The organism is Falsihalocynthiibacter arcticus, from assembly GCF_000812665.2.
GTDB lineage: Bacteria > Pseudomonadota > Alphaproteobacteria > Rhodobacterales > Rhodobacteraceae > Falsihalocynthiibacter > Falsihalocynthiibacter arcticus.
On the sequence record NZ_CP014327.1, the window covers coordinates 3604140 to 3626071 of the forward strand.

General features: G+C 51.3%; 19 protein-coding genes and 1 pseudogene. 13 read left to right on the forward strand and 7 right to left on the reverse strand.

What is annotated here, in order from left to right; all coding sequences use genetic code 11:
- Positions 1–206: 206 nt before the first annotated feature.
- The gene (locus RC74_RS17670; RefSeq protein WP_039000845.1) at positions 207–677 is read left to right on the forward strand and encodes a ScoMcrA-related endonuclease; all 471 of its coding nucleotides are present in this window, start codon (positions 207–209) and stop codon (positions 675–677) included.
- 520 nt (positions 678–1197) lie between these two features.
- On the opposite strand, the gene RC74_RS17675 is transcribed toward RC74_RS17670, so the two are convergent.
- From RC74_RS17675 to RC74_RS17690, 3 genes are all read right to left on the reverse strand, one after another.
- A complete protein-coding gene (locus RC74_RS17675) occupies positions 1198–2982 on the reverse strand; it encodes a TRAP transporter permease (protein ID WP_052274653.1) in 1785 nt (594 codons plus the stop codon).
- A 60-nt stretch (positions 2983–3042) separates the two neighbouring features.
- On the reverse strand, positions 3043–4002 hold the full coding sequence (locus tag RC74_RS17680; RefSeq protein ID WP_039000846.1) for a TAXI family TRAP transporter solute-binding subunit: 960 nt from the start codon (positions 4000–4002) through the stop codon (positions 3043–3045).
- A 420-nt stretch (positions 4003–4422) separates the two neighbouring features.
- A complete protein-coding gene (locus tag RC74_RS17690) occupies positions 4423–4626 on the reverse strand; it encodes a hypothetical protein (RefSeq protein WP_052274654.1) in 204 nt (67 codons plus the stop codon).
- Positions 4627–4765: 139 nt separating this feature from the next.
- On the opposite strand from RC74_RS17690, the pseudogene RC74_RS21910 reads away from it, so the two are divergent.
- A pseudogene (locus tag RC74_RS21910) lies at positions 4766–5182 on the forward strand (transposase); the annotation flags it as partial.
- Between the two features lie 9 nt (positions 5183–5191).
- Here the strand turns inward: RC74_RS21910 and RC74_RS22355 are convergent.
- Both RC74_RS22355 and RC74_RS17700 read right to left on the reverse strand, forming a co-directional pair.
- Positions 5192–5365 carry a hypothetical protein gene (locus tag RC74_RS22355; RefSeq protein ID WP_156477513.1) on the reverse strand — a complete coding sequence of 58 codons (174 nt, stop codon included), beginning with the start codon at positions 5363–5365 and terminating at the stop codon, positions 5192–5194.
- 116 nt (positions 5366–5481) lie between these two features.
- Positions 5482–5919 (reverse strand): PACE efflux transporter, encoded by a 438-nt coding sequence (locus tag RC74_RS17700; protein WP_039000849.1) that lies wholly within the window; start codon positions 5917–5919, stop codon positions 5482–5484.
- Between the two features lie 320 nt (positions 5920–6239).
- On the opposite strand from RC74_RS17700, the gene RC74_RS17705 reads away from it, so the two are divergent.
- Positions 6240–6542 (forward strand): SH3 domain-containing protein, encoded by a 303-nt coding sequence (locus tag RC74_RS17705; protein ID WP_039000850.1) that lies wholly within the window; start codon positions 6240–6242, stop codon positions 6540–6542.
- Between the two features lie 452 nt (positions 6543–6994).
- On the opposite strand, the gene RC74_RS17710 is transcribed toward RC74_RS17705, so the two are convergent.
- Complete coding sequence (locus tag RC74_RS17710; RefSeq protein ID WP_039000883.1) at positions 6995–7567, reverse strand: TetR/AcrR family transcriptional regulator; 573 nt, start codon at positions 7565–7567, stop codon at positions 6995–6997.
- 102 nt (positions 7568–7669) lie between these two features.
- Between RC74_RS17710 and RC74_RS17715 the strand changes: the two genes are divergently transcribed.
- Both RC74_RS17715 and RC74_RS17720 read left to right on the forward strand, forming a co-directional pair.
- Entirely contained in the window at positions 7670–8236 is a 567-nt protein-coding gene (locus RC74_RS17715; protein ID WP_039000852.1) for a carboxymuconolactone decarboxylase family protein, read from the forward strand.
- Between the two features lie 209 nt (positions 8237–8445).
- Complete coding sequence (locus tag RC74_RS17720; RefSeq protein WP_236939969.1) at positions 8446–8946, forward strand: hypothetical protein; 501 nt, start codon at positions 8446–8448, stop codon at positions 8944–8946.
- Between the two features lie 126 nt (positions 8947–9072).
- Here the strand turns inward: RC74_RS17720 and RC74_RS17725 are convergent, their stop codons facing one another.
- Positions 9073–9963, reverse strand: coding sequence for a LysR family transcriptional regulator (locus tag RC74_RS17725; RefSeq protein WP_039000854.1), 891 nt, complete (start codon positions 9961–9963; stop codon positions 9073–9075).
- A 98-nt stretch (positions 9964–10061) separates the two neighbouring features.
- Here RC74_RS17725 and RC74_RS17730 point away from each other — a divergent pair, with 98 nt between their 5' ends.
- The 8 genes from RC74_RS17730 (at position 10062) to RC74_RS17775 (ending at position 21773) form a co-directional block, all read left to right on the forward strand.
- Positions 10062–10559 (forward strand): lactoylglutathione lyase family protein, encoded by a 498-nt coding sequence (locus RC74_RS17730; RefSeq protein ID WP_039000855.1) that lies wholly within the window; start codon positions 10062–10064, stop codon positions 10557–10559.
- Positions 10560–10959: 400 nt separating this feature from the next.
- Positions 10960–11445 carry a GntR family transcriptional regulator gene (locus RC74_RS17740; RefSeq protein ID WP_236939970.1) on the forward strand — a complete coding sequence of 162 codons (486 nt, stop codon included), beginning with the start codon at positions 10960–10962 and terminating at the stop codon, positions 11443–11445.
- A 910-nt stretch (positions 11446–12355) separates the two neighbouring features.
- Complete coding sequence (locus tag RC74_RS17750) at positions 12356–13243, forward strand: NAD(P)-dependent oxidoreductase (RefSeq protein WP_039000861.1); 888 nt, start codon at positions 12356–12358, stop codon at positions 13241–13243.
- A 355-nt stretch (positions 13244–13598) separates the two neighbouring features.
- Positions 13599–15005 (forward strand): DUF1254 domain-containing protein, encoded by a 1407-nt coding sequence (locus RC74_RS17755; RefSeq protein WP_039000863.1) that lies wholly within the window; start codon positions 13599–13601, stop codon positions 15003–15005.
- 1255 nt (positions 15006–16260) lie between these two features.
- Positions 16261–17211, forward strand: coding sequence for an ABC transporter substrate-binding protein (locus RC74_RS17760; RefSeq protein ID WP_039000884.1), 951 nt, complete (start codon positions 16261–16263; stop codon positions 17209–17211).
- A 74-nt stretch (positions 17212–17285) separates the two neighbouring features.
- Positions 17286–18305, forward strand: a complete 1020-nt coding sequence (locus tag RC74_RS17765; RefSeq protein WP_039000865.1) for a quaternary amine ABC transporter ATP-binding protein — start codon at positions 17286–17288, stop codon at positions 18303–18305.
- 32 nt (positions 18306–18337) lie between these two features.
- Positions 18338–20272: an ABC transporter permease gene (locus RC74_RS17770; RefSeq protein ID WP_236939971.1), complete on the forward strand. Its 1935-nt coding sequence runs from the start codon at positions 18338–18340 to the stop codon at positions 20270–20272.
- Between the two features lie 778 nt (positions 20273–21050).
- Positions 21051–21773, forward strand: coding sequence for an NYN domain-containing protein (locus RC74_RS17775; RefSeq protein ID WP_039000869.1), 723 nt, complete (start codon positions 21051–21053; stop codon positions 21771–21773).
- The last annotated feature ends 159 nt before the right edge of the window (positions 21774–21932 follow it).

The following is a 21932-nucleotide window of genomic DNA, read 5'->3' on the forward strand; positions in this document are numbered from 1 at the left end:
TGAATGAAACTGGTTTTCGGCATTGGCTTACAACCAATGGCCAAAGTGAAAAAAACAACGGGCTCTCGTGTTAGCACTGCACGTCGAGTAGAGGATGTTGTCGGCGATTTAGACGCCATATTGCAAAGCGAAGGGAAAGAAGCCCTTTTAGGACGCTTTTCGTACAGTGTAGATGATCAAAGAAGAGAAGCCCTAATCCCTCGCCCGTGCCTATAGATGGCGATCTTCGAACCGGGCTCGCCAGCCTGCGACAAGCCATCAGCTTATATGATGATTTTTTGCGAGGAAACCGCGGCATTCCAAGCAAGCGCGAACAAGTGCAATTGGTCGCAAAAGTTACAAGAGCTGAAGTCATTGCAGTCATGGATGATTGTGACAAAGAAGGCATCGATGCATTCCTTAAACGCCAAGGTTTTGGCACACCGCAAGTTTGGGCTACACGACTGGTCGATACGGAAGATAGCAGCACAGTTGAAAGGCCACGCTATCCCGCGAAAGCAACAATTGCGGCTGCAATTCAAAAACTGCCGAATGGCCCTTCCCTAATAGCGAAAAATTTCTTTAAAGGCGCTGGTGAATCTCAATCATTTGACCGTTTGACTGAACTTGGTTTTGAATTGATTGATGATCGAAAAAAAACACGACCAGGCTGCATTGTTCACTCGCGAGGCGATTGAAGCCGCCATGAATGCCTATGATGATTATAATCAGCATGGAACTCGAGCAGAAATCTTCGATGCGCTCGGGACTCCAAGCGACTATTGGGTCCGCTCGACACAATCCAGCCCCCAAAGCCCCTATCCGACCAAACCAATCGTGGGGTTCATACGTGAAAAAACTGTGTTCAACGGCGGCTGAGCGCAAAAGACCGATGCGGCTGCTCGCCTGCACAACGCAGGATACATAATTGTTGATCAAAACGACATTCCGGTCCAACCGTCTGAGAACTACAGTCACCTTATCCGAGATGCCGACCGAATAAGGCTATGCGCAATAAACTATCGTATTGAGCCTGCTCGCGACGCTCGACAACTAACGGTGTCGATACGTGCTGGTGACTTAGGCAAAGAGATTGGGCTGCAAAATTCTCACCCCAACATTTGCAGTGCATTGCTCGGACCAAAGTTTCAAGAAATGACAGGGCTTCCAAAGCCTACCCCAGGCTGACAATCTCAAATCAGGGCAGGACCATGATCGTCAGATGATGACTGCTGCGAATACGATTCCCAATCCTGCACCAACCAGCAGAACCGTAGATAAAACCTTACGCGCCCCGATCAGCCCATGAGAGACGAGCATCAGGCCAGCAGCGATCCTCAGCATCGCGAAGAGAGCACCGACAGGGTCTTGCGCGAGCCGCAGGATATCGGGATTGGCAATCATGCCGAGCGGGATAATATAGAGCCCCACTCCCAGCGCCATCGCGGTAAGTGCGACCTTCAACCAGTTTTCCTCGACCATACCTGCCGCAATAAACACGGCCCCGCACACAGGCGGTGTTATCGTGGACAACAGCGCGAACCAGAATACGAACAGATGCGCCTGTAATGGCTCCAACCCCAGTTGTATCAGGGCTGGCCCTGCTACAGAGACGCAAATGACATAGGCAGCCGTCGTGGGCACTTCCATCCCAAGCAACAGGCAAGCAAGCGCCGTTAACAGCAACGACGGCCAGAGTAGACCACCGGAGCCTTCGAGAATTAGCGATGTAATCTTAACGCCTAACCCCGTAATTGAGAGCACGCCAATAATGATCGAGGCGCACAAGATTATGGCCGCAATCATCGACACTTGTTTGGCCGCGTTCATGATGGCCGAGACAAAGCGGTCTACGATCTGCTCGCGTCGACTTTTTAAATCCACGTTGATGAACAGCAGCAGCGCACCGGTAATGATAGCAAGGGCTGCGGCATATTCCGGTGTGTATTTGGCGACGAACATCGCCCAGAGCAGGGCTGAGAAAGGCACAAGGAAAAACAACGACGTGACAAACACATCGCGCCGCGCGGGGCGGTCGGCGGGATCTACGCCCTTCAAATCGAACCGCCCAGCATAGGCGTTGATTCCGACCCAGACGGCAAGGAAGTAGAGAAACGCTGGCAGAACCGCGGCCGCCATGATCGACGTGTAAGGCACGCCCGTCAACTCAACCATAACAAAGGCACCTGCCCCCATCAAAGGCGGCATAATTTGCCCGCCGGAGGATGCGACGGCCTCGACCGCGGCCGCCAGTCGCTTGGGATAGCCAAGTTTGGTCATCGCGGGCAACGTGACGGCACCGGTTGAAGCAACATTGGCAGAAGCCGAGCCGGAGATAGACCCGAACAGCGCGGAGGAGATAACCGAGACCTTGGCCGCACCGCCCTTAAGCCGTCCTGCCGCTGCTGCCGCTACATTCATGAAACCTTGCCCCGCCTCCCCAGCGTTCAACACAGCGCCAAAGATAACGAAAATCGCAACCACACCAACCGAGACGCCAGTCAGTGCACCCCAGATGCCCCCTTCGGCGATGGTGAGTGTACCCAAAAAGCTGGCTGTGGGGGTGCCGGAATGGCCGAATTGTCCGGGGATGTGTTGGCCGTAAAGCCCGTAGAGCAGTGCGAGACCTGCAACAACTGGAAGCGGCCAGCCGATTGCTCGGCGCGCCGCTTCCAGCGTGATGCCCAGCAACGTGATGGCGACAAACAGTTGGAAGTCACTCTCGAGAAACCCGTATTGATCCCCCAGACGATCACTGTTGGCAGCGACCCAGAGGGCAGCGGAGACACCAAGGATCGCGAGAGGAATCCCACTGATCAGCCGCCTACGAGTGGTTGCGCCAAACACCAGCACAAACGGCAGAATAAACGCCATATGGAGCGGTCTGCTGACCAAATTTGGCACAAGACCAGAGAAAATCAGCGCCAGATGATATCCTACAAGCCCCGTTGCAAGCAGTAACCAGAAAGCGTCGTTCAGGCGTCCTTCGGGAAGCATGTGCATAGCGTGGCCTTTTTATCGAAGAGTGACAGGCCGGATGTAACGTCCGGCCTGTAAGTGTGGTTACTTCTGTGCGTCGGTCAGGGTGATACCTGCTTCAGCATAATAACGCTGCGCGCCGGGGTGGATTGTAGTCTCGATCGTCGGCATCAGGTTTTGATCGACGCCGTTCCACCACGGGGAGTTTTCAGCCAGCTTAGCTTTGCTTTCCCAGAACGTTTTGGTCAGTTGATAGGCCGTCTCGTCATCCATCGCCGTGGTCGTGTAGGCCACGACTGGTAGGGATGTTGTCTCAATATCCGCCTCCTGCCCCGCGTAGGTGCCCGCCGGAATAGTCAGAGCCGTACGCTTTGTCTCCGCGATCTGCTCTGGTGTCAGGGAAAAGACAGTCACCGGCGTCGATGCCGCGGCTTCGATCACATTGGGCGCGGGCCATGAGCCTGCTGTGACAAAGCCGTCGATCTGACCGTTTTTGAGAGCTGCAACCGCATTCGACAGTTCAACATCCGCAATCTGGACGCTATCCGCCATACCGAACAACCCGAGATATTTCTCGCCCTCTGTCGCCCCAAAGGAGCCTTTGCCGAGCAAAATTGTCTTGCCTGCCAATCCTGTGATGTCCGTGACACCACTTTCTTGGGACATCACAAAATGCATAGTCAGTGACGGGATCGGAAAGAGAGCGCGAATCTCGCTGAACTTCGGATCCCCTTTGCCCTCGAACATGGCCTTGCCTTCTTGTGCGAGGCCGACCAGCGCAGGGGGAGTGGTAAACACATAATCCCCGCCGCGCGCACGGGCCTCCATCACGTTCTGGACTGAGCCTTGGCTCTCTTCTATGGTCACGATGATATCGCCATCAGTACCGCTTTTCATGGCTTCGGCCAACTCAACACCCATCTGGTAGTAGGACGAGCCGGTCTTTGCTGATTTATATGTAATACGGGTTTCGGCAGACGCGGTGGTCAAGCCAATTGTAGTCAATGCAATTGCGGCCACAGCCGATCTCATGAAATTTTTCATCTGAATTTCTGCTCCAAGGGGGTCGTTATTCAACAAAGGTGACGTTTCGGAAGAGTACCTGCAAGATCAAGATGATCCTCGCCGGACCTTATCTGCGGCATGGCAGTGGGGCAATCCAGTAATGGACCTGTCGCGGTTTGATGCCGCTCCTTTGATAGCATTTACTGCAACAAAGGAGATGAACTATGGGGCTGAAACGAACAGACGAAATTCACATGGATGCGGTGTGTATTACACTGACCAGTGGCTTGACGCACAAGCAAGTGGCGGATGATCTAGGTGGCGGTGAGCATCGCTAACTTACTCCTCTTAAAGGATGGGCATAACAAAACATCTCAGCGTCCGCGCTTGTAGGCACTCTTCGCAATGCTCTAACAGACGGTTAGGAAAAACATCAAAAGTGAAAATGAACCGGCACGGTTAGCATTTGCCGTCAAAAGTGGTTTGGTCGTTATCACAGATGAGATTGCCGTTTGCCTCGAGCCCTACACCTTGAGCAAGAGAACGGCGACGATCAAAGAAGGCCTTTTCAGCCTCTGATGGCTTCCCCATCTTAGTGCTAAAATCGTCAAGCCATCTGGCAACTTCATCTTCACGCAATTGAGGGGCAATCTTACGTTCCATTTTTGAAGGTATGTTCGCACGACATGGCTTTTCAAGCGAGCAAGCAAACGTGCAGGGGATGACGGCCATCTATACACAGATCGGCAATATTTCGATGCAGGTCAAAAAAACTACCGAAGAACGTCATGCGCGCGTTCAGCAATTGCATGCAATCCCTGACACCAAAGGTCGCCCAATTCATTTCATTACAACCGCAGGTCAACCCTCTCAGCGATGCAAGCATCGCCTGCCGGGCAAGGTACAGCGATTATACTGGCGCGGCCGCCTTATTGGGTGATCTTCCCGCTGCAAACTGGCTGCTGGCAGATCGTGGCTTGATGCTGATTGGTTTCGGAATGCCTTGATAAAAACGGGAACACAGCCCTGCATCCCGAGCAGAAAGTCCCGTAAAAAGGTCATCAAGTATGACAAGCGCCGGTATGAAAGGCGCAACAGGATCAAACGTATGTTTGGAAAGCTGAAAGATTGGCGGCGGGTTTCAACCCGATATCATCGATGCCCTAACGTATTCATCTCTGCGATCGCACTCGCTCCTACAGTCCTATTTTGGTTATGAGGCCTGAGCCTAAACACCACTCTGGGTGATGATGATCTTGATGACTAAGTTTCTCTGTATAGGATGAAACTGCGTATTTGGCCAGTTGAGGCAAACGCTAATTGCCCAGCCCTGATAGAGGCCGATACGCCGCCACGCCTCCTGCGGGTCGATCTTGGCAGGAATGCGATCACGACCAATCATATCGGGTCGCGTAACGCTACTTGAGCCCATTCGCGCTAACTTCAGACAAGGAAAAATACGCTGGAGTAGGTACCAAAATTGATATCCGGCAAGCAGATCGCGGTCGAATACACCTGTTATTCGGAAAGTGGCACGTCTTTCCACTCTGGCAACGGGAAGAGCGCGTCATAAGCCCAATTGAAACCAAATGCATAAATCACATAGAACAACGCGAACGACACATCCATCAGAAAGGCCTGCCAAAGTGTGACGCCAAGATACCACGCAATGAATGGCATAAGAACAATCAATAACCCGGTTTCGAATAGGACGGCATGCAAAATGCGCACAAGACCTGTTTTCTTGGTGGTCCCGGAAGTGCGCTGCAAGCTCAAATCGAAGATGTAATTATATGCCAAGTTCCATATCGTGGCGAGTGTAGCGCTTACAACGCCAACAACACCAAAATCCTCAATAGGCAAGTGAAACAAGATCGACCCTAATGGAATGACTAAGATCAAAGCGATGATTTCAAAACTAACGGCATGACGTAAACGATCAAGTGGAGAGCGCATAACAACCTCAAATAAAGTGCCGGGTCGTCCCAGCGTTTATCGATTTTGGGAGGTCGTCCTCACGAGCGATTAATTGGCTGGTCCGTATCCCATTGTCAAGTACTACGCTATATCTATGGCAGTAAACGGCATGACTCGCCATTTACTTTACATCAGGTATGCCCGATCCATCAAGACGGGAGCTTCAACGCGGTGCCGCAGAATACATAAACGGGTTCTATAATCCGCAACATCGCCATTTAGAACTGGGCTGGAAAGCCACCTTGCCTTCGAATCCAAGGTGGCTACAGTATGATCGAAGCAAAGAACAGGAGGCTATGATGCGAAGAACCATTTTTACCGCAATCACTGGGGTATTGCTAGGAGTCTTCTCAGGCGCCGAGCCCGCAGAGGCCGCTTGGAACGGGTATTATGAAGTCGTTGGCGTCGAAGCTGATGACATGTTGAAAATGCGCGCTGGGCCAGGGATTGGATACAATGTCATCGTCGGCCTTCCAAACGGAACCTTGGTGAGAATATATAGTTGTGAGCAAAACGGTGGGACCGGATGGTGCAAAGTTTCTTTGAAGCAATCACGTGGCCTCAAAGGGTATGTATCCCGGACTTATCTACAGGAAATGTGAACCCGAATTGAGCATAAGTTTGGCCTATCGCCGACCAATTATCCAAATTTTCTGGATGGAGCACTTCGACCAAATCGTTCCTCAGCTAAAGTTGCAGGGAAACACCTCAAAGGAGCGCGGCAAGCCCAAATCGGACTTCCTGACCCTGCTCTGACAACGGCCTAAGAGCAGGAAATTCCGAAATCCATGGACCCAATCAAGCAATGCCAGCCTCGCACGCAGAAGATCGAAAGCTGCGTAATCTGTTCGCAGATCGATTTTTCGACGTCCCGCGCATACCTGAACACCACTCCGGATGATGATTATCTTGACGACTAAATTACTCAATTGAGGACTAAGCAGCGTTTTTGGACCAGTGAACGCATGTGCATTTTATTCTCGGTACCGTTAACGAAGATGACCTTTAGCCGCGCATCCGTCCTTGATCCGTGAGACACGCCTCGGGACTGCCGTCAAAGGCGAACCAAGCTGTCTGCGATCTCTTGTGCGATTGCCGTTGCGTCGACGCCATCTCGTTCTGCGGACACCCGCAACCCCAAAAGGTCCGACTGATACCGGCGGGCGAGCACTTTGGGATCATGCCCGCTATCAATGTCTCCAGCGGATTGTGCTTGTTGAAACAACTCTGCAAACTGCCCTTCCATCCTCAAAAGATGCAGGTTTGCTTTGCCCGCCAACGGGTGGTTGTGCGCGTGAAGCTCGAGGAGGGTCTTGGACAGCATGCAAGCCTTGGCGGGGGCATCGTTGTTGCCGATCACCATTTCAGGGAATCGCTGGAGTGCTTGGATCGGGCCATATTTCAGGGCCAGTTCCTTCAACCGTTCGGCACCATCCAATGCGTATTTGTCCATCGCGAGTTCGAACAAGGCATCCTTTGAACCGAATGCGGCGTAAAAACTGCCCGGCTTTATCTGCAAGGCATCCTCGAGATCTTTCAAAGATGTTCCGGCCCAACCACGACGCCAGAACAGGTCGCGCGCGCGGTCGATCAGTTCGTTGCGGTCATAGTTCGGTTTACGAGACATTGGATCACCAATTGTTGAATTGATCGCCCAGATATATACTTGAGTGATCACTCAGGAAAGCCTAAATGGCAGGGAATTCCAATTTAACAAAGGCTCCGCACAATGAACTTCCCGTCCCACGACCTCAGCACCGCCCCCGAAGCATCCAAGCCGCTATTGGAACAATCGCAAAAAGCCTTTGGCCGTTTACCTGGTCTGCATAAAGTTCTGGCAGAAAGCCCACAGGCTTATGAGGGATATCAACTCCTTCATAAGCTGTTCACGGAAACAGATTTTGATGCGGACGAACTGACAGTTGTCTGGCAGTCGATTAATGTGGAACATGCGTGCCATTATTGCGTGCCTGCCCATACAGGTATCGCAAAAATGATGAAGGTATCTGACGACATCTCCGATGCCCTGCGCAACGAGACCCCATTGCCAACAGCCAAACTCGAGGCCCTTCGTACGTTCACTGTGCAAATGGTACGCGAGCGCGGAAATGTGTCTGCGGAGCAGATGAATGCATTTTTTGCTGCAGGCTATACGCACCGCGCGATTTTGGATGTGATCCTCGGTCTCGCGCAAAAAACAATGTCGAACTACATCAACCACGTTGCTGAAACGCCTGTTGATGAAGTGTTCCAGCCATTGGCATGGCAACGGAGCGAAACTCCACTCAAAGTGTGAGTTTAAAAAAGGCGCGCGTGGATGAATGCATCGCGCGCCTTTTGCACGTTGTGATAGTGGAAGCGAACTCTGGTTACGCCAGAAACGAGCTCATTTCGCACTCACCAAAAATTAACGCAAATTATTGGAGGTAGGCCCGCAGGTTTCGCGATGAACCCCGCGCAGGCGCGCCTCCTGCCGATAAAGCGTGGCCGGAAAACATCTCAGTTTTGCGCCATGAACTTCAAAAGAAAATAGGAAAAGTAGCCGATATGTTGACACATATAAAACTTAGAAATCTGATTATCGCCGGACTGGTGGGAGAAATTGCGTTTGAAGCTTACGCTTGGCTCATCTCGCCGTTGCTTTTTGATGTCGCGCTTGCACCAGCGAACTTGGTTGTCGCCTTAACTAAAATGATTTTTGGTTTTAGCCTGCCCTACTGGGCTGCTTTTGTCGTCCACTTTTCGATTGGCGTCGTCGGATTTTCAGGCAGCGTATTGCTCACTCACTTGGTGACTCGAACCAATATTATTCTCTCGGGTGCCATAGCTGGTTTTATTCTATGGTTTGTAGCTCAAGGCCTTCTTGCACCGCTGATCGGTCGCACATTTATGATGGGTTTTGGCGCTTACTCGCAGTCCTCCTTCATCGGGCATGTCGGCATGGCCATTCTGATGGGGCATGTGTTGCTTAAGTTGGAAGCCAAGAAAGCTCCCTTGGCGGCTTAAGGACTACAAAAAACACTCTAACAATACAGAGAGCAATCATTGCTTTGCGCGGTTCACCCGATCTTGTGAATCGCGCAATCATGCTTGGCGACACCGAATCACGCCCGATTTTTTTAGTTAATAGCGTTACCCCAATGCCTCTGCTGCACCTCTGATAAGATCACTTAAAGCAGCGACACGTGCAAAGTTGGTGCGCCCTCGACGGGATATAAGCCACAGGTCGTGATGGCGTGGTTTCGGCAGGTGAATGATCGCTAAATCTTGATTTCCGGCAAAGGCATCTATGCCGGATTTAGGCAAAATCGTGTAGCCAATCCCCTGCGCGACCGGAATGGGGATTTGGCCGATTTGGTTGACGAACGTCCGAATATTCAAGCGGTCAGCGCCTTTGTAGTCCTTTGGAAAATTCAACGAAAAGAGATCGTCCGCATAGGCGTACCCGTCCGGATGCGCGACAAAACCAAGCTCGTTCAGATGGTGCAGATCAAGGTCTTGTCCTGCACAAGATCGAGGAACAACCAGACACAACTCTTCTCGGCCGATTTTGACTGCGTCCAATCTGGGATGGTCGATCCGATCCGCGATAATCCCCAAATCAAGACCCCCACTCAGAACGGCCGTCACGACGCTGGTATGTGGTGCGGCATTCAGACGAATGACAAGCTCGGGCGCGTGATGCATGCGCTCCAGAAGATGCGGATAAAGCCACATGGCGAAGCTGCCGGAACAGCCGATGCCGATATCGCCGACGTCTGGATCATCGATCTGGATGGTTTCTTGCAGGTCGCGCTCTTGTATGCGCCGCGCGGTGCCGACGGCCAGCACCGCCTCACCTGTGGGGGTGAGCGTAAAGGACTTTCCGTCCATGGAGATCAGCGGTTTTCCAACCTGAGACTCAAGCTTACGCAAATGCTGCGATACGCCCGGTTGGGTCATTCCCAGCAATTCAGCTGTTCGCGTAAAATGGCCGACCTCGCAGAGTGTCGTGAAAGTGTCCAACCATGTGGCGTTCAGCATGAGTAACTCATAAAATTATCAAAATCATGCATAATGATAATTTTTAATATCAGCGCAGTCCATCTATATCTTCCTCAACAACCCTGAAAGGAAATATTATGATACCCACACCGCGCACATTCTCTCACATCGGCCTCTCTGTTCCGGATCTGGACAAGGCAATCAAATTCTACGGTGAGGTTCTGGGGTTCTATGTTATCATGGAGCCGACTGAAATCGTCGAAGACGACAGTGACATTGGCCAGATGTGCAAGGACGTTTTCGGGACTGGCTGGAAGCGGATGCGCATCGCACACCTTGCAACCGCTGACCGGATCGGGTTCGAACTTTTCGAATTCGAAGGTCACGAAGCACCAGAGGACAATCTTAAATTCAAACAGCATGGCATGTTTCACTTTGCCATTCAGGACCCCAACCTTGAGGATCTACTTGAGAAGATCGTAGCTGCTGGCGGTAAACAACGCATGCCAGTTCGCGAGTATTTCCCGAATGAGAAGCCATATCGCATGGTCTATGTCGAAGATCCGTTCGGGATCGTGTTCGAGCTCTATAGCCACAGTTACGAGTTGACATACTCAAATGGGGCGTATTCCTAAGCCTACTGCCGACACGCACTTTGCTGCTGTGTGTCGGCTCTTTGGGCTCAAGCCGGACCTTTCCTGCGCATCACATCCAAGTCCACGGCATCACCAATAACGCCGAAATCATCTTCATTCGCGCATTAAGACGTGCGCCGTTGCTAAAGTTCTTTGAATGCCTTGATCCTTGCCTCGTCGGAATTGAAGCATGTCTCAATGAAACGCTATTTGGCACATTAGGTGACGCCCGCAAAACACTTGAGGAATGGCAGGAGGACCACAACTGACACAGCCGCGTCACCTTTTCCCATAGCAAACATCAATGGCATCCCTATTGTCGCTGTGGAAACAGGAAAGACTGAATGGTAGACACCGCAACTTTTTCTCCCCCCGGAAAAGACCTAACTGCTGTGGCGGAATGGGTCGCGATGTATTGCGTGACCGCATAATAAAGGGGCAGCTAACATCAGGCGAACGTATTGTTGAACGCAAGTTCTCGACCGAGCTAGCAGTTTCCCGCACGCCAATCCGCGAAGCCCTAAAGTTACTCCATGCTGATAGGTTGATTGATATTTCTCGCAATAAAGGGGCGCAGGTAACGGAATATACATCGCAACAGGCCCTTGATTTATTCGACGTGATCGCTTCGCTAGAAAGCCTAGCTGCAGAGAGGAATACGGCGACGATTTCAAACGAGAACCTTGATATACTTGAGGATCTGCACGCGCAAATGCTGTTGTTTAAACGGTTAGGTAATGCCGAGGATTATTTTGAAGCCAATTCAGGGATCCATGACGCAATTCTTCAGATGTGCGGCAATCCGATCTTGAGAGACGCGCATACCAAACTGATGGCTCGAGCGCGTCGGGGCCGTTCCATGGTGTTTATTGATCCTGTTAGGTGAGACGAAGCAGACGAGGAACACGAGCAATTGATGACTTTCTTTCGGTCTCGTGGCGGCGACGGCGCTCGTCGGATTTGGCGCGCTTACCTTCAAAATACAGGCCGAACAGATGCCGAGGTTCTGAAGCAGGCTGAAATCGATTGATAGACTAGAACGCGCCCTGAAAGTCTTCACTTCGATTTTCGCCCTCCCCCAATATCCCTCCCGTCGACACGGTTGATCACGCTTCCGGGAGGGATCGACAGCCACGTCCACATCGCCCAGGTGCGATCGATATAACTTCGAGAGCCCAAAGGAAAGTGCGACGGGTAACCATGTTCTCTTATTATACAAATTCTCATCATTCCTCGATGAAAACCGAACGTACTAGGAGTGACTTCAACGGAACTAAGACAAATGACATTTACCTTGATTTTGATCGAACCTCCGTTCACTTGAAGTCATCCAACGAAATTTGCGCGGAACGGCTCGCCGATGTGCACTCAGAGCCATTTTTACTGGTTTGAATACAAAGATCCGAACATTCGGCCGAAACTTTCTAGTTTATGGGGAAATGCTCCGATTTGGGTTAGGCGTTTTTGGCGCATTTGAGGCATTGATCTATGCTTTATTGCCATGCCTCCGCGGAGCGTCGAGTTGGTCGCCACTATCAATATTATCAAGGCACATCTATATCCAATTCGTTGCACATATTATCGATCATGCTAATAAAAGACCCTTCGAGTAACCTCTGCTTTTTCACCCACTTGGCGTTCACAAGCGCTGGAAGGTTTTGGGCACTGTCGATCCAACCCAAGCGCAAAATATCAACATCCACTTGGAAAACAGACGGCAACCTGCGATATCGGATTTTTCTAACGTGCTTCGTTAACTCTTGAGCACACCAAAAAGCTTCTGAAAGGATACTCATATGAGCAAACCATCAATTGGATTTATCGGACTTGGCCTCATGGGCGGCGCAATGGTTGGACGCCTGCAGGACCAAGGGTATGCACTGACCATTTTGGGAAATACCGACCGCACCTATTTGGACGCGGCAATCGCACGTGGCGCAACCGAGGCTGCCAACGCCAAAGAAGTCGCACAGGCGAGCGATATTGTCATGCTTTGCATGGGCACGTCCGATCACGTCGAGGGACGCATGCGCGGCGCAGAGGGCGTCATTGCGGGCCTGCGCAAAGGGGCCACCGTCATTGATTTTGGCACCTCCCTCCCTGCCAGCAGTCGCACCCTCGCAGAAGAAGTCGCAAACGCGGGCGGGCATTTTCTGGACGCGCCGTTGGGACGTACACCGAACCACGCAAAAGACGGCCTGTTGAATATCATGGCATCAGGTGACAAAGCCGCGTTTGATGCGGTTGAACCTGTTCTTAAGGATTTAGGGGAAAATGTCTTCCATCTCGGCGCTGTGGGTTCTGGCCACACGATCAAGTTGATCAACAACTTCTTTGGTATGACCGTTGCAAATGCAATGTCCGAAGCCTTTGCAATGGCAGATGTTGCCGGTGTAGATCGCGCCCAACTATATGACGTTATGTCCGCGGGCCCATTGCATTCAGGTATGATGGATTTTGTTAAATCCTATGGTGTAGATAATGATCCCACCCAATTGGCTTTCACGATTAAAAACGCCGCAAAAGACGTGGGTTACTATGCACGTATGGCGGAGGATGCAAAACTGGACAGTATCATGGTCAAAGGTCCGTTAGAGGCCTTAAACACGGCACGTGATAACGGCCAAGCTGATGAAATGGTCAGCCAGATGGTCGACTTTTACGTCCGTCGTTTCAAAGGTTAATCCACAGACATCGCCAGAAAACATGCCACGCAACGGGATCATTCCGATGTGTGGCTTTTCGGCTAAAATTAACCTACGGCAGTGGCAGACGGGCTACCGTGAAGGGAAACGAGCGTCTTTTAGAGCGATGCTCACAACGCACAGTTCACCTTGCTTCGTCTGGCACTAAGATAATGGTGTCGCTTGTACTGATCAAATAGCCGCCCCAATCGTCATTTCAAGCGGAAATCCACCTTGGCAAGGCTCGGACCCAGTTCAGACGAGCCGATCCACTTTTATTCTCTTGATGCACTTCTATACGGGGCATAGTCAGTAATGGTCGCTCTATTTAGGAAATTCAAATGAGGTATTTTCAGTGAATATATCAAAACTCAACTTCGCGGCGGTTGTGACAGCCGCTGCCCTCCTTGCGCCTGTGGCCTACGCTCAGGACGTCACGCCAGCAGAAGCGCGTGAAATCGCCAAGGATGCCTATATCTACGGCTACCCCGTGGTCGACAGTTACCGCGTCCAATATGCCTTCTTCGCGGACAAGAACGATCCAGCCTTTAAGGCTCCTTGGAACGAACTCAAAAACATCTCGCGCGTCTATACTCCAGCCGACACGACGATCCAAACACCAAACTCAGATACGCCCTATTCTTACGTCGGTATGGACTTGCGCACCGAGCCACTGGTTTTCACCGTGCCCGCGATGGAAAAGGACCGTTATTTCAGCGTTCAGATGATTGATGCCTATACCTTCAATTTCGATTACATCGGCAGCCGCGCTACAGGTAACGATGGAGGCGTGTTCGTGGTTGCGGGACCTAACTGGAAGGGCGAAATGCCCGAAGGTGTAGATAAGGTTTTTCACTCCGAAACAGAATTTGGAATGGCGCAATATCGGACACAGTTGATTGATCCCGCCGATATCGACAATGTGATCAAAATCCAGTCAGAATATAAGGTCGAACCCCTTTCGACGTTTCTTGGCCAACCTGCCCCCACCGCGGCACCGGTCATAGATTTCATCAAGCCGCTGACGAAGGCCGAAGAAGAGACCTCGCTGGCGTTCTTTGACATTTTGAACTTCAACTTGAACTACGCCCCAACCGTCCCTTCGGAAGTCGAACTGATGGCGCGCTTCGCCAAGATTGGTGTCGGCCCCGGACAGAAATTCGATGCAGATTCCCTCTCGCCTGAGACAAAAACGGCAATCCAAAACGGTATGGCCGACGGCATGGCTGAATTCGTAGAATTCAATAAGCAAAAGATCGATACAGGAGAAGTGACATCCGGCGATCTCTTCGGGACCCGCGCGTTTTTGAAGAACAACTATCTGTATCGCATGGCCGCCGCTATTCTGGGCATCTACGGGAATACGAAACAGGAAGCAATGTATCCGGTCTATAGCGTCGACAGCAAAGGTGAGAAATTAGATGGAGCAAACCGCTATACGGTGCATTTTCCAGCGGGCCAGCTTCCTCCAGTAAACTCATTCTGGTCTCTGACTATGTATGACCTCCCCGCAAGCTTGCTCGTGGATAATCCGATCAACCGCTACCTTCTGAACTCACCGATGCTACCGCAATTCGTCAAAGATGCCGACGGTGGCATAACATTCTACATTCAGAACGAGTCGCCAGGGAAAGACAAGGAAGCGAATTGGCTGCCCGCGCCAAAAGGTCCCTTCTGGTCCATCCTGCGCCTTTACTGGCCCAAGGAGGACGCTTTGAATGGCGACTGGAAAGCTCCCGCTGCTGAGCGTGTGACCAACTAATTTAGGACCGCCCAGAGGAATAACTCCGCTGGGCGGTATCTGTTAGTTCTTGATTGCAAGGATTATCCTTGCGATGAACCAAGTGCTGGCGACAAGCTTTATTTCCTCACATCCGCCACCCAGTTAATAAAAATGCTGCACGGTGAACGAATGGTAGCAGTTGATCTTCCCATGAACAGCAAGTCCGGCACGTTCGTGTCGGTGGAAGTAACGGCGGCAAGCTGATGGGGTGGATGGCGCCCGCTTCAACCGACGGCGCAATGCGCAACAATGCAGATATCGATATCCGCTTATGAGCGGAACCACCCCATGCAAGTCACCACAATTGGCCTAGATCCATTGAGCAGCAGGAGATTGCAGCACAATCGCTGAGAGGTTGATCAGGAACGTTTTCAAGTTCGCGGGATCACCGAAAGCGAAGAGGTCCTATTCAAAAGGCCATCGGGACGCGCAGGGCTATTGCCGTTCGTCTCAAAGTTTAAACCTTGTTTCATTGACATGGCAATCTGTAGAAATGCGCTTCATTGGGGTCGAGAAATAACCGCGTTGCACCAGCAATCGTTCGGTTGATCTTGGCCCAATCTCCGCCGCATTCGGCATCTCATGTCCAGACTTTCGGGGGAGTGTAATCAGCCATTTCGTGTATTATTTTCAAGTGGATGTGATGCCAAACAACGTGGCAACTAAGAGTGGGGGTGAGAGTAACGCCGATGGCTGCCATATTCACTTCGCAAACACCGCCGACTGTAAAGTCCCTGTTACGCGCCGAACATTTACAGTTTGGTGACAAATCTGTCCTTCGTCGCAATAGCGCCGCGACCAGCATTGGCTAAGAAACCACAGCGTTCAAGGAAGAGGGAAAGCAGCCCTTCGCGGCGGCTTAGCATACTAACGCTTTACGCCACGGCTCTAATGATACATGTAGTGTGTTCAGTCGGTTGCATAAATTTGTCAGCTTTTTTTGATAAGTTACCGAGTTCTATTGAGCGCCCATCCGCCTCAAAATCGTAAAATGCAAGCTGGTGTTTACGCGTCCCAAAGTGACCGCGGAAGCACATTAACGACTGACATCGACTGACGGCACATGAAAAGATGCTTTTGGCATCTTTTTGTTGCGCTTTACATCGCCTTTTCTAACGAAAAGGCGGCGAAAATGCGTGCGTTTGCATCCAAGCGCCAAGCCGAAACAAACCAATTCGGGCCCCTCATTGGGAACCTGAAAACGCTCTGAAAACAGAGTAGAGAGTAAATGACAATGAAAACGATGACTACAGCGTTAACCGCAGGTGTTTTAGCACTTGCGCCCCTGTCAGCATTTGCTGACTCCCACGCCGACAGCAGCGATCCAATCGTCATTCCAATTCACAACTGGTCCAGCCAAATCGTAATGTCCAACGTTGTTGGTCAAATCCTCGAAACTCAGGGCGCCCATGTTGAGTACGTCACAACAGACAGCCAAGCGGTTTATGAATCTGTGCGCCTTGGGGATGTCACAATGGAACTCGAAGTCTGGGAGGGTGCGTTTGGCGCGTCCTTCCGTGCAGCCATGGAAAAAGGCGGCATCGTTGATGTAGGTGACCATGATGCTGTGACACGCGAAGACTGGTGGTACCCAATGTGGACCAAAGATGCATGCCCAGGTCTGCCCTCATGGGAAGCACTGAACGAATGCGCAGCCTTGTTCGCCACCCCCGAAACTGGTGACAAAGGGCGTTATCTTGATGGGCCCGTTGACTGGCTCAAGCATGGTCAAGAACGCGTTGCATCACTGGATATGAACTTTGTTGTCGTGAACGCAGGTTCCGCCGCGGCATTGTGGGCCGAAATCGGTGCTGCTGAAGCCGACAAAAAGCCAATCGTTGTTTTTAACTGGACACCAAACTTTGCTGAAGCCGTTTGGCCTGGTGAATTTGTTGAGTTTCCAGCTTGGGAAGAAGGCTGTGACACGGACCCATCCGTGGGTCCAAACCCTGACGCGCTCTTCGATTGCGGCAACCCAGCGACGGGTTACCTAAAGAAAGCAGCATGGGACGGGATGGAAGACAAGTGGCCAGCCGCTTATGCGACACTGGAGGCTGTCTCGTTCACCAACCCACAAATTGCTGAAATGGCAAAACTCGTCGACATCGATGAGCTGGAGCCAGAAGAAGCAGCCGAAGTATGGCTGGAAGCAAACCCCGATGTCTGGGCTTCTTGGGTTAAATAACCCCCTTCGTTTGAGTAAATTTTCCCTCGTCCGGTCAAGTACTGGGCGGGGTCTTTCTATATCTGAGGAATATCATGTCGTCTGAACGCCCCGTCATATCGTGCAAAAATATTTGGAAAGTTTTTGGGACCGACCCCGAAGGATACCTTGCCAAACTGCCTCCCGATATGACCTTCGATGACATGCGTGAAGACGGTTACATCGCAGGCGTCAAAGACGTATCGCTTGATGTGAACAAGGGCGAGATGCTGGTAATCATGGGCCTTTCGGGGTCTGGAAAATCCACGCTGGTTCGCTGTTTTTCTCGCCTGCATGAGATTACAAGCGGCACGATCGAGATTGAAGGGCAGGACATCATGTCCCTGGCCGAGAAAGACCTCATTGATCTGCGCCGCTCAAAGATGGGAATGGTGTTTCAATCTTTTGGCTTGCTGCCGCACCGTTCTGTACTCGACAATGTTGCCTTCCCGCTTGAAATGCGTGGCCAAGACAAACACACCCGACGCGAACGCGCGTTAGAGGTTATCAAACTCGTAGGCTTAGAGGGCCGCGAGGATTTCTTCCCGCGCGAGTTATCTGGCGGACAGCAGCAGCGCGTTGGCATCGCTCGGTCCTTGGCGATTGAGCCCGATATCTGGTTTTTGGACGAGCCCTTCTCTGCGCTTGATCCCCTGATCCGCAAAGAAATGCAGGACGAATTCCTACGCCTGCAACAATTACTCAACAAAACCATCGTGTTTATCACCCATGATTTTGACGAGGCCCTGCGCCTTGCCGACCGTATTGCCATCATGAAGGATGGCGCGATCGAGCAATGTGACACACCCGATAAAATCGTTCTAAAACCTGCCACCGAGTATGTGCGGAAATTTACCGAAGACGTCGACAAGGCGCGCGTGGTTCGCGCTGGTGGGTTGGCAGAAGTCGGTCAAACTGGCATCGGTGATCCTGTGGATGCGTCCCAAACAGTTCGTAAAATGGCCCGTATGTTGGTCGATGATACCCGCGATTTCATTCCTGTCACCCGCGCCGGAAAACCGATTGGTGCGCTGTCCCGCGCTGAAGCTCTGGACGTTTTATTGGGGGATCAGTAATGGATGCCTTAACGAAGGTGACTTCCAAATCAATGACTTGCAACCGTGCAGCAATACTGTTTCTTGCCGTTGCATTGATACTCACGGCCTTTCAATATGCAGCTCTTTTGCCTGCATGGCTGTACCGCGTCCCCGAAACAATGATCCCGCCATTTGCGGCATGGCTCGACGTGGTTTTCAACTTTGTTAAAGACGATCTTGGGTTGCTCAAACTTACACGCTTCCTAACGGGAGGCTTGGAGAATGTCCTCGATACCACGGGTAATATTTTCTATGGCAAACGCCGCTGGCCCAACTTAGGCCCCATGCCTTGGAGCGCGGTTGCGGGGGTTGCAGCCGTGATCGGCTATTACCTTGGGGGGTGGCGTTTAGCTTTATTGGCCGGAGGCACATTCGTTTGGACGGCGTTGATTGGCCAGTGGAAAATCGCGATGGAGACCATGTCGGTTCTGGTCGTAGCTGCACCGTTGGCTTTTTCCATCGGCCTGTCATTCGGCATTGCCGCTTGGAAGTATGAATGGGTCAATAAGGCCATCAAACCGGTTTTATCCGTCCTCCAAACGCTACCGTTTTTCACCTACCTGTTGCCTGCCGTAATCTTCTTTAAGGTCGGGCCAACAGCGGGGGCCGTGGCCACCATCGTTTATGCCATTCCGCCAATGATCCTGATGACGACGCTGGGACTGCAAAAGGTATCTCTTGAAGTTGTCGAAGCAGGAAAAATGGCGGGCTGCTCCAGATTTCAAATGCTGCGACACGTTTATATCCCATCAGCTCGGGGCGATATTTTGGTTGGCGTCAATCAAGTCATAATGCTGTGTCTGGCGATGGTCGTTTTGACGGCTTTCATCGGAATGCCCGGCCTTGGTGCAAAACTACTGGCGATGATGGGTAGTTTTAAGCTGGGACGGTCGTTTGAGATTGGTATCACAATCGTACTCCTTGCCGTGACCCTAGATCGTATGTCCAAAGCATGGGCCATCAAACAGCCCGTGCATTTCGAAAAGGGAGCGTCATGGCTCAGCCGTCATAAGACGCTAGTATCGGCATTTTGCATCTTTGTTGGCTTCACCCTGCTCTCAAAGGCTGTGCCCATTGCAGGAGCCTTAGAACGAGGACAAGACTTTAGCCAAGGTAAAGAATTAGATAGCCTCATCAAAGGGTTCCTCGCTTTCGATGGCGTACAAAACGTCACCTACGGCATTCGTTATGTCTTGAATGTGTGGGTTTTGAACCCATTTCGCGACTTCATGTTGTCGATCCCGACACCTGCAATGATCATGATTGTCGTGGCGTTTGCAATCTGGTTGGGCGGGCGCCGTCAGGGCATCATCGCCGCAATTTTCTTTAGTCTGATTGCCCTTTCAGGCTGGTGGGATCGGTCCATAATCACTTTATATTCGGTGTTGGCCGCCGTTTCGATAGCGATGTTTATCGGCATCCCGCTTGGGATTTGGGCATCGAAGTCTGATAAATGGTCGCGCCGGATACTGATCGCCTGCGATACGGCGCAAACATTCCCGAGCTTCATCTACCTGATCCCCGCGATCATGTTATTTGGGATTACAGCCACTGCAGTTGTAGGCTCGATCTTGATCTTCGCAATGGTGCCGCTAACCCGCTATACGATCGAAGGGCTGCGCACCGTGCCGCCCGAAATGACCGAGGCGGCCGACATGGCCGGTGCAACCCGCATGCAGAAGTTGGTAAATGTCCAATTGCCTTTGGCTCTGCCAACTATGGCTGTTGGGTTTAACCAAGCGATTATGTTCGCGTTCTTTATGGTCATAATCGCGGCCTTCATTGGCACCCAAGATTTGGGACAAGAATTGCAACGCACTCTGGCGGGAACGGACCTTGGAAAAAACTTTGTCCTTGGTATCTGTGTATCGCTTATGGCGCTTACTTTTGATGTGGTTATCATGAAATGGGCGACGGATAAGAAACAAGCGCTGGGCCTCCCATAGAGGCTTACGCGCGATCATCACTTATCGGATTGAGGTCCTTGCTTCCACAATCGACTAACTACCGTTAGCACTCCAAAATACGGTGATGCGGAATGAAAATAGCTTACGAATGTCGGCTTCTCTAAAGGGGCGTTTCGGACCTCCAACTCTCTGAAACACCCCTTTTATTGGACGAGGCATATTCCAGCGTAATGCAGCCCTCAACTATGACAACTTACTATGTCCCCCTAGCCTCCAACCATGCCGCTCGCCTCCAACCATGCCGAATGTGCCTTTTGCAATCAGATTAGGCGCTGACGTCAGACAGATATTGCATCGGTGCCGGAGGGCGTGGCGAAGGTTCTTGACGGGCAACCTTTGCGGCTGTCAGTCTAGGCACTGTTTGGACGGGGTTTCGACAGCCCTCTTTATGTCGACTTGAGGTTTCATCCAATGCACAACGACGGCACTTTCGTCGGGGCAATCTTGTTCACGCAAGAGGCATCTGATCGCTATGCAGTTGGACAAAAAAGCCTTCGGCGACCCTGACTGTCTAGAAGAATTGGTAAAAAAGCGAACGCGCGATCTATACAGTGCTCTCAAACGGGAAGCAGACTTTCGCTGCGGTGTGCACAGAGGTCTTCTCTGCGGATTTTTCGGCTGTTCACTGAAAATGCGTCAACGGCAGCTATTATCGCCTGCCTACCAATGTCTGGTGTAGGAAGGCTTGAAGACTTGGTGCGAATGGGAAATACATAGCGTCACAGCCCTACATTCAGGATGTGACCAAGGAGATCAAATGCTCGCGCGAAACCAACCAATTTACGCAGTCCTTATCGACGCAGACAACATCCCAGCTAAGCATGCTGAAGTAATCCTAAAAGAAATCAAAACCTTTGGGGAGCCAGCGTTACGCCGTGTTTATGGAGACTGGTCTAGCGAACAACTCCGAGGCTGGGCAGAAACCGTTCGGGAACACGGTTTGGTGGCGCATCAAGAAACTGCAAACACCAAAGGTAAAAATGCCAGTGATATTGGCTTGGTCATTGATGCGATGGACATTTTACACACCACTCGTTTTGACGGGTTTGTTCTGGTGAGTTCTGACAGCGATTTTACAGCTCTTGCAAACCGTATCCGCGAACAAGGCCTGCAGGTTATCGGCATTGGTGAACGTAAAACGCCTGAAAGCCTACGCAACGTCTGTAACCGTTTCGTGTTTATTGAGAACCTCATAGAAGAACCGGCCTCAACCATAGATGGGAAGCAAACGAAAAGCACAAAACTTCCGGCAAAAGGTGCGGCGCCGCTGATCGTTGCCGCAATGGATAAAATCGAACAGGACGATGATTGGTACTCGCTCTCAGCACTGGGCAAACAAATCATGGCCGCGAATTCAGACTTTGACACCCGTACTTATGGTTACAAGAAGCTTAGCGAGCTTGTGGGCAATCTCAATCAGTTTGAAATCCGCAAAATTGGGACAACACTTTCCGTTAGGTATGTGATTAAGTCGAGCTAGATCCACCAATTTGAATTAACACGGCAAAGCTGCGGATTTTGTGAATGCGTTGAACGACTGGATTTATGGGCGGGCCTTTCACGCATCAATAATTAAACAGGAGCTAAAACACATTGGCAGCCATTCGTTCCGCCTATGGTTTTCGGAAGTCTGGGCTCG

What these genes read in the sequence shown, in the direction of transcription:
- RC74_RS17675 (WP_052274653.1), bottom strand. Translation starts at nt 2,982, where the DNA reads ATGCACATGCTTCCCGAAGGACGCCTGAACGACGCTTTCTGGTTACTG.
- RC74_RS17680 (WP_039000846.1), bottom strand. Translation starts at nt 4,002, where the DNA reads ATGAAAAATTTCATGAGATCGGCTGTGGCCGCAATTGCATTGACTACA.
- RC74_RS17690 (WP_052274654.1), bottom strand. Translation starts at nt 4,626, where the DNA reads ATGGAACGTAAGATTGCCCCTCAATTGCGTGAAGATGAAGTTGCCAGA.
- RC74_RS22355 (WP_156477513.1), bottom strand. Translation starts at nt 5,365, where the DNA reads ATGATTGGTCGTGATCGCATTCCTGCCAAGATCGACCCGCAGGAGGCG.
- RC74_RS17700 (WP_039000849.1), bottom strand. Translation starts at nt 5,919, where the DNA reads ATGCGCTCTCCACTTGATCGTTTACGTCATGCCGTTAGTTTTGAAATC.
- RC74_RS17705 (WP_039000850.1), top strand. Translation starts at nt 6,240, where the DNA reads ATGCGAAGAACCATTTTTACCGCAATCACTGGGGTATTGCTAGGAGTC.
- RC74_RS17710 (WP_039000883.1), bottom strand. Translation starts at nt 7,567, where the DNA reads ATGTCTCGTAAACCGAACTATGACCGCAACGAACTGATCGACCGCGCG.
- RC74_RS17715 (WP_039000852.1), top strand. Translation starts at nt 7,670, where the DNA reads ATGAACTTCCCGTCCCACGACCTCAGCACCGCCCCCGAAGCATCCAAG.
- RC74_RS17725 (WP_039000854.1), bottom strand. Translation starts at nt 9,963, where the DNA reads ATGCTGAACGCCACATGGTTGGACACTTTCACGACACTCTGCGAGGTC.
- RC74_RS17730 (WP_039000855.1), top strand. Translation starts at nt 10,062, where the DNA reads ATGATACCCACACCGCGCACATTCTCTCACATCGGCCTCTCTGTTCCG.
- RC74_RS17740 (WP_236939970.1), top strand. Translation starts at nt 10,960, where the DNA reads ATGGGTCGCGATGTATTGCGTGACCGCATAATAAAGGGGCAGCTAACA.
- RC74_RS17750 (WP_039000861.1), top strand. Translation starts at nt 12,356, where the DNA reads ATGAGCAAACCATCAATTGGATTTATCGGACTTGGCCTCATGGGCGGC.
- RC74_RS17760 (WP_039000884.1), top strand. Translation starts at nt 16,261, where the DNA reads ATGAAAACGATGACTACAGCGTTAACCGCAGGTGTTTTAGCACTTGCG.
- RC74_RS17765 (WP_039000865.1), top strand. Translation starts at nt 17,286, where the DNA reads ATGTCGTCTGAACGCCCCGTCATATCGTGCAAAAATATTTGGAAAGTT.
- RC74_RS17770 (WP_236939971.1), top strand. Translation starts at nt 18,338, where the DNA reads ATGACTTGCAACCGTGCAGCAATACTGTTTCTTGCCGTTGCATTGATA.
- RC74_RS17775 (WP_039000869.1), top strand. Translation starts at nt 21,051, where the DNA reads ATGCTCGCGCGAAACCAACCAATTTACGCAGTCCTTATCGACGCAGAC.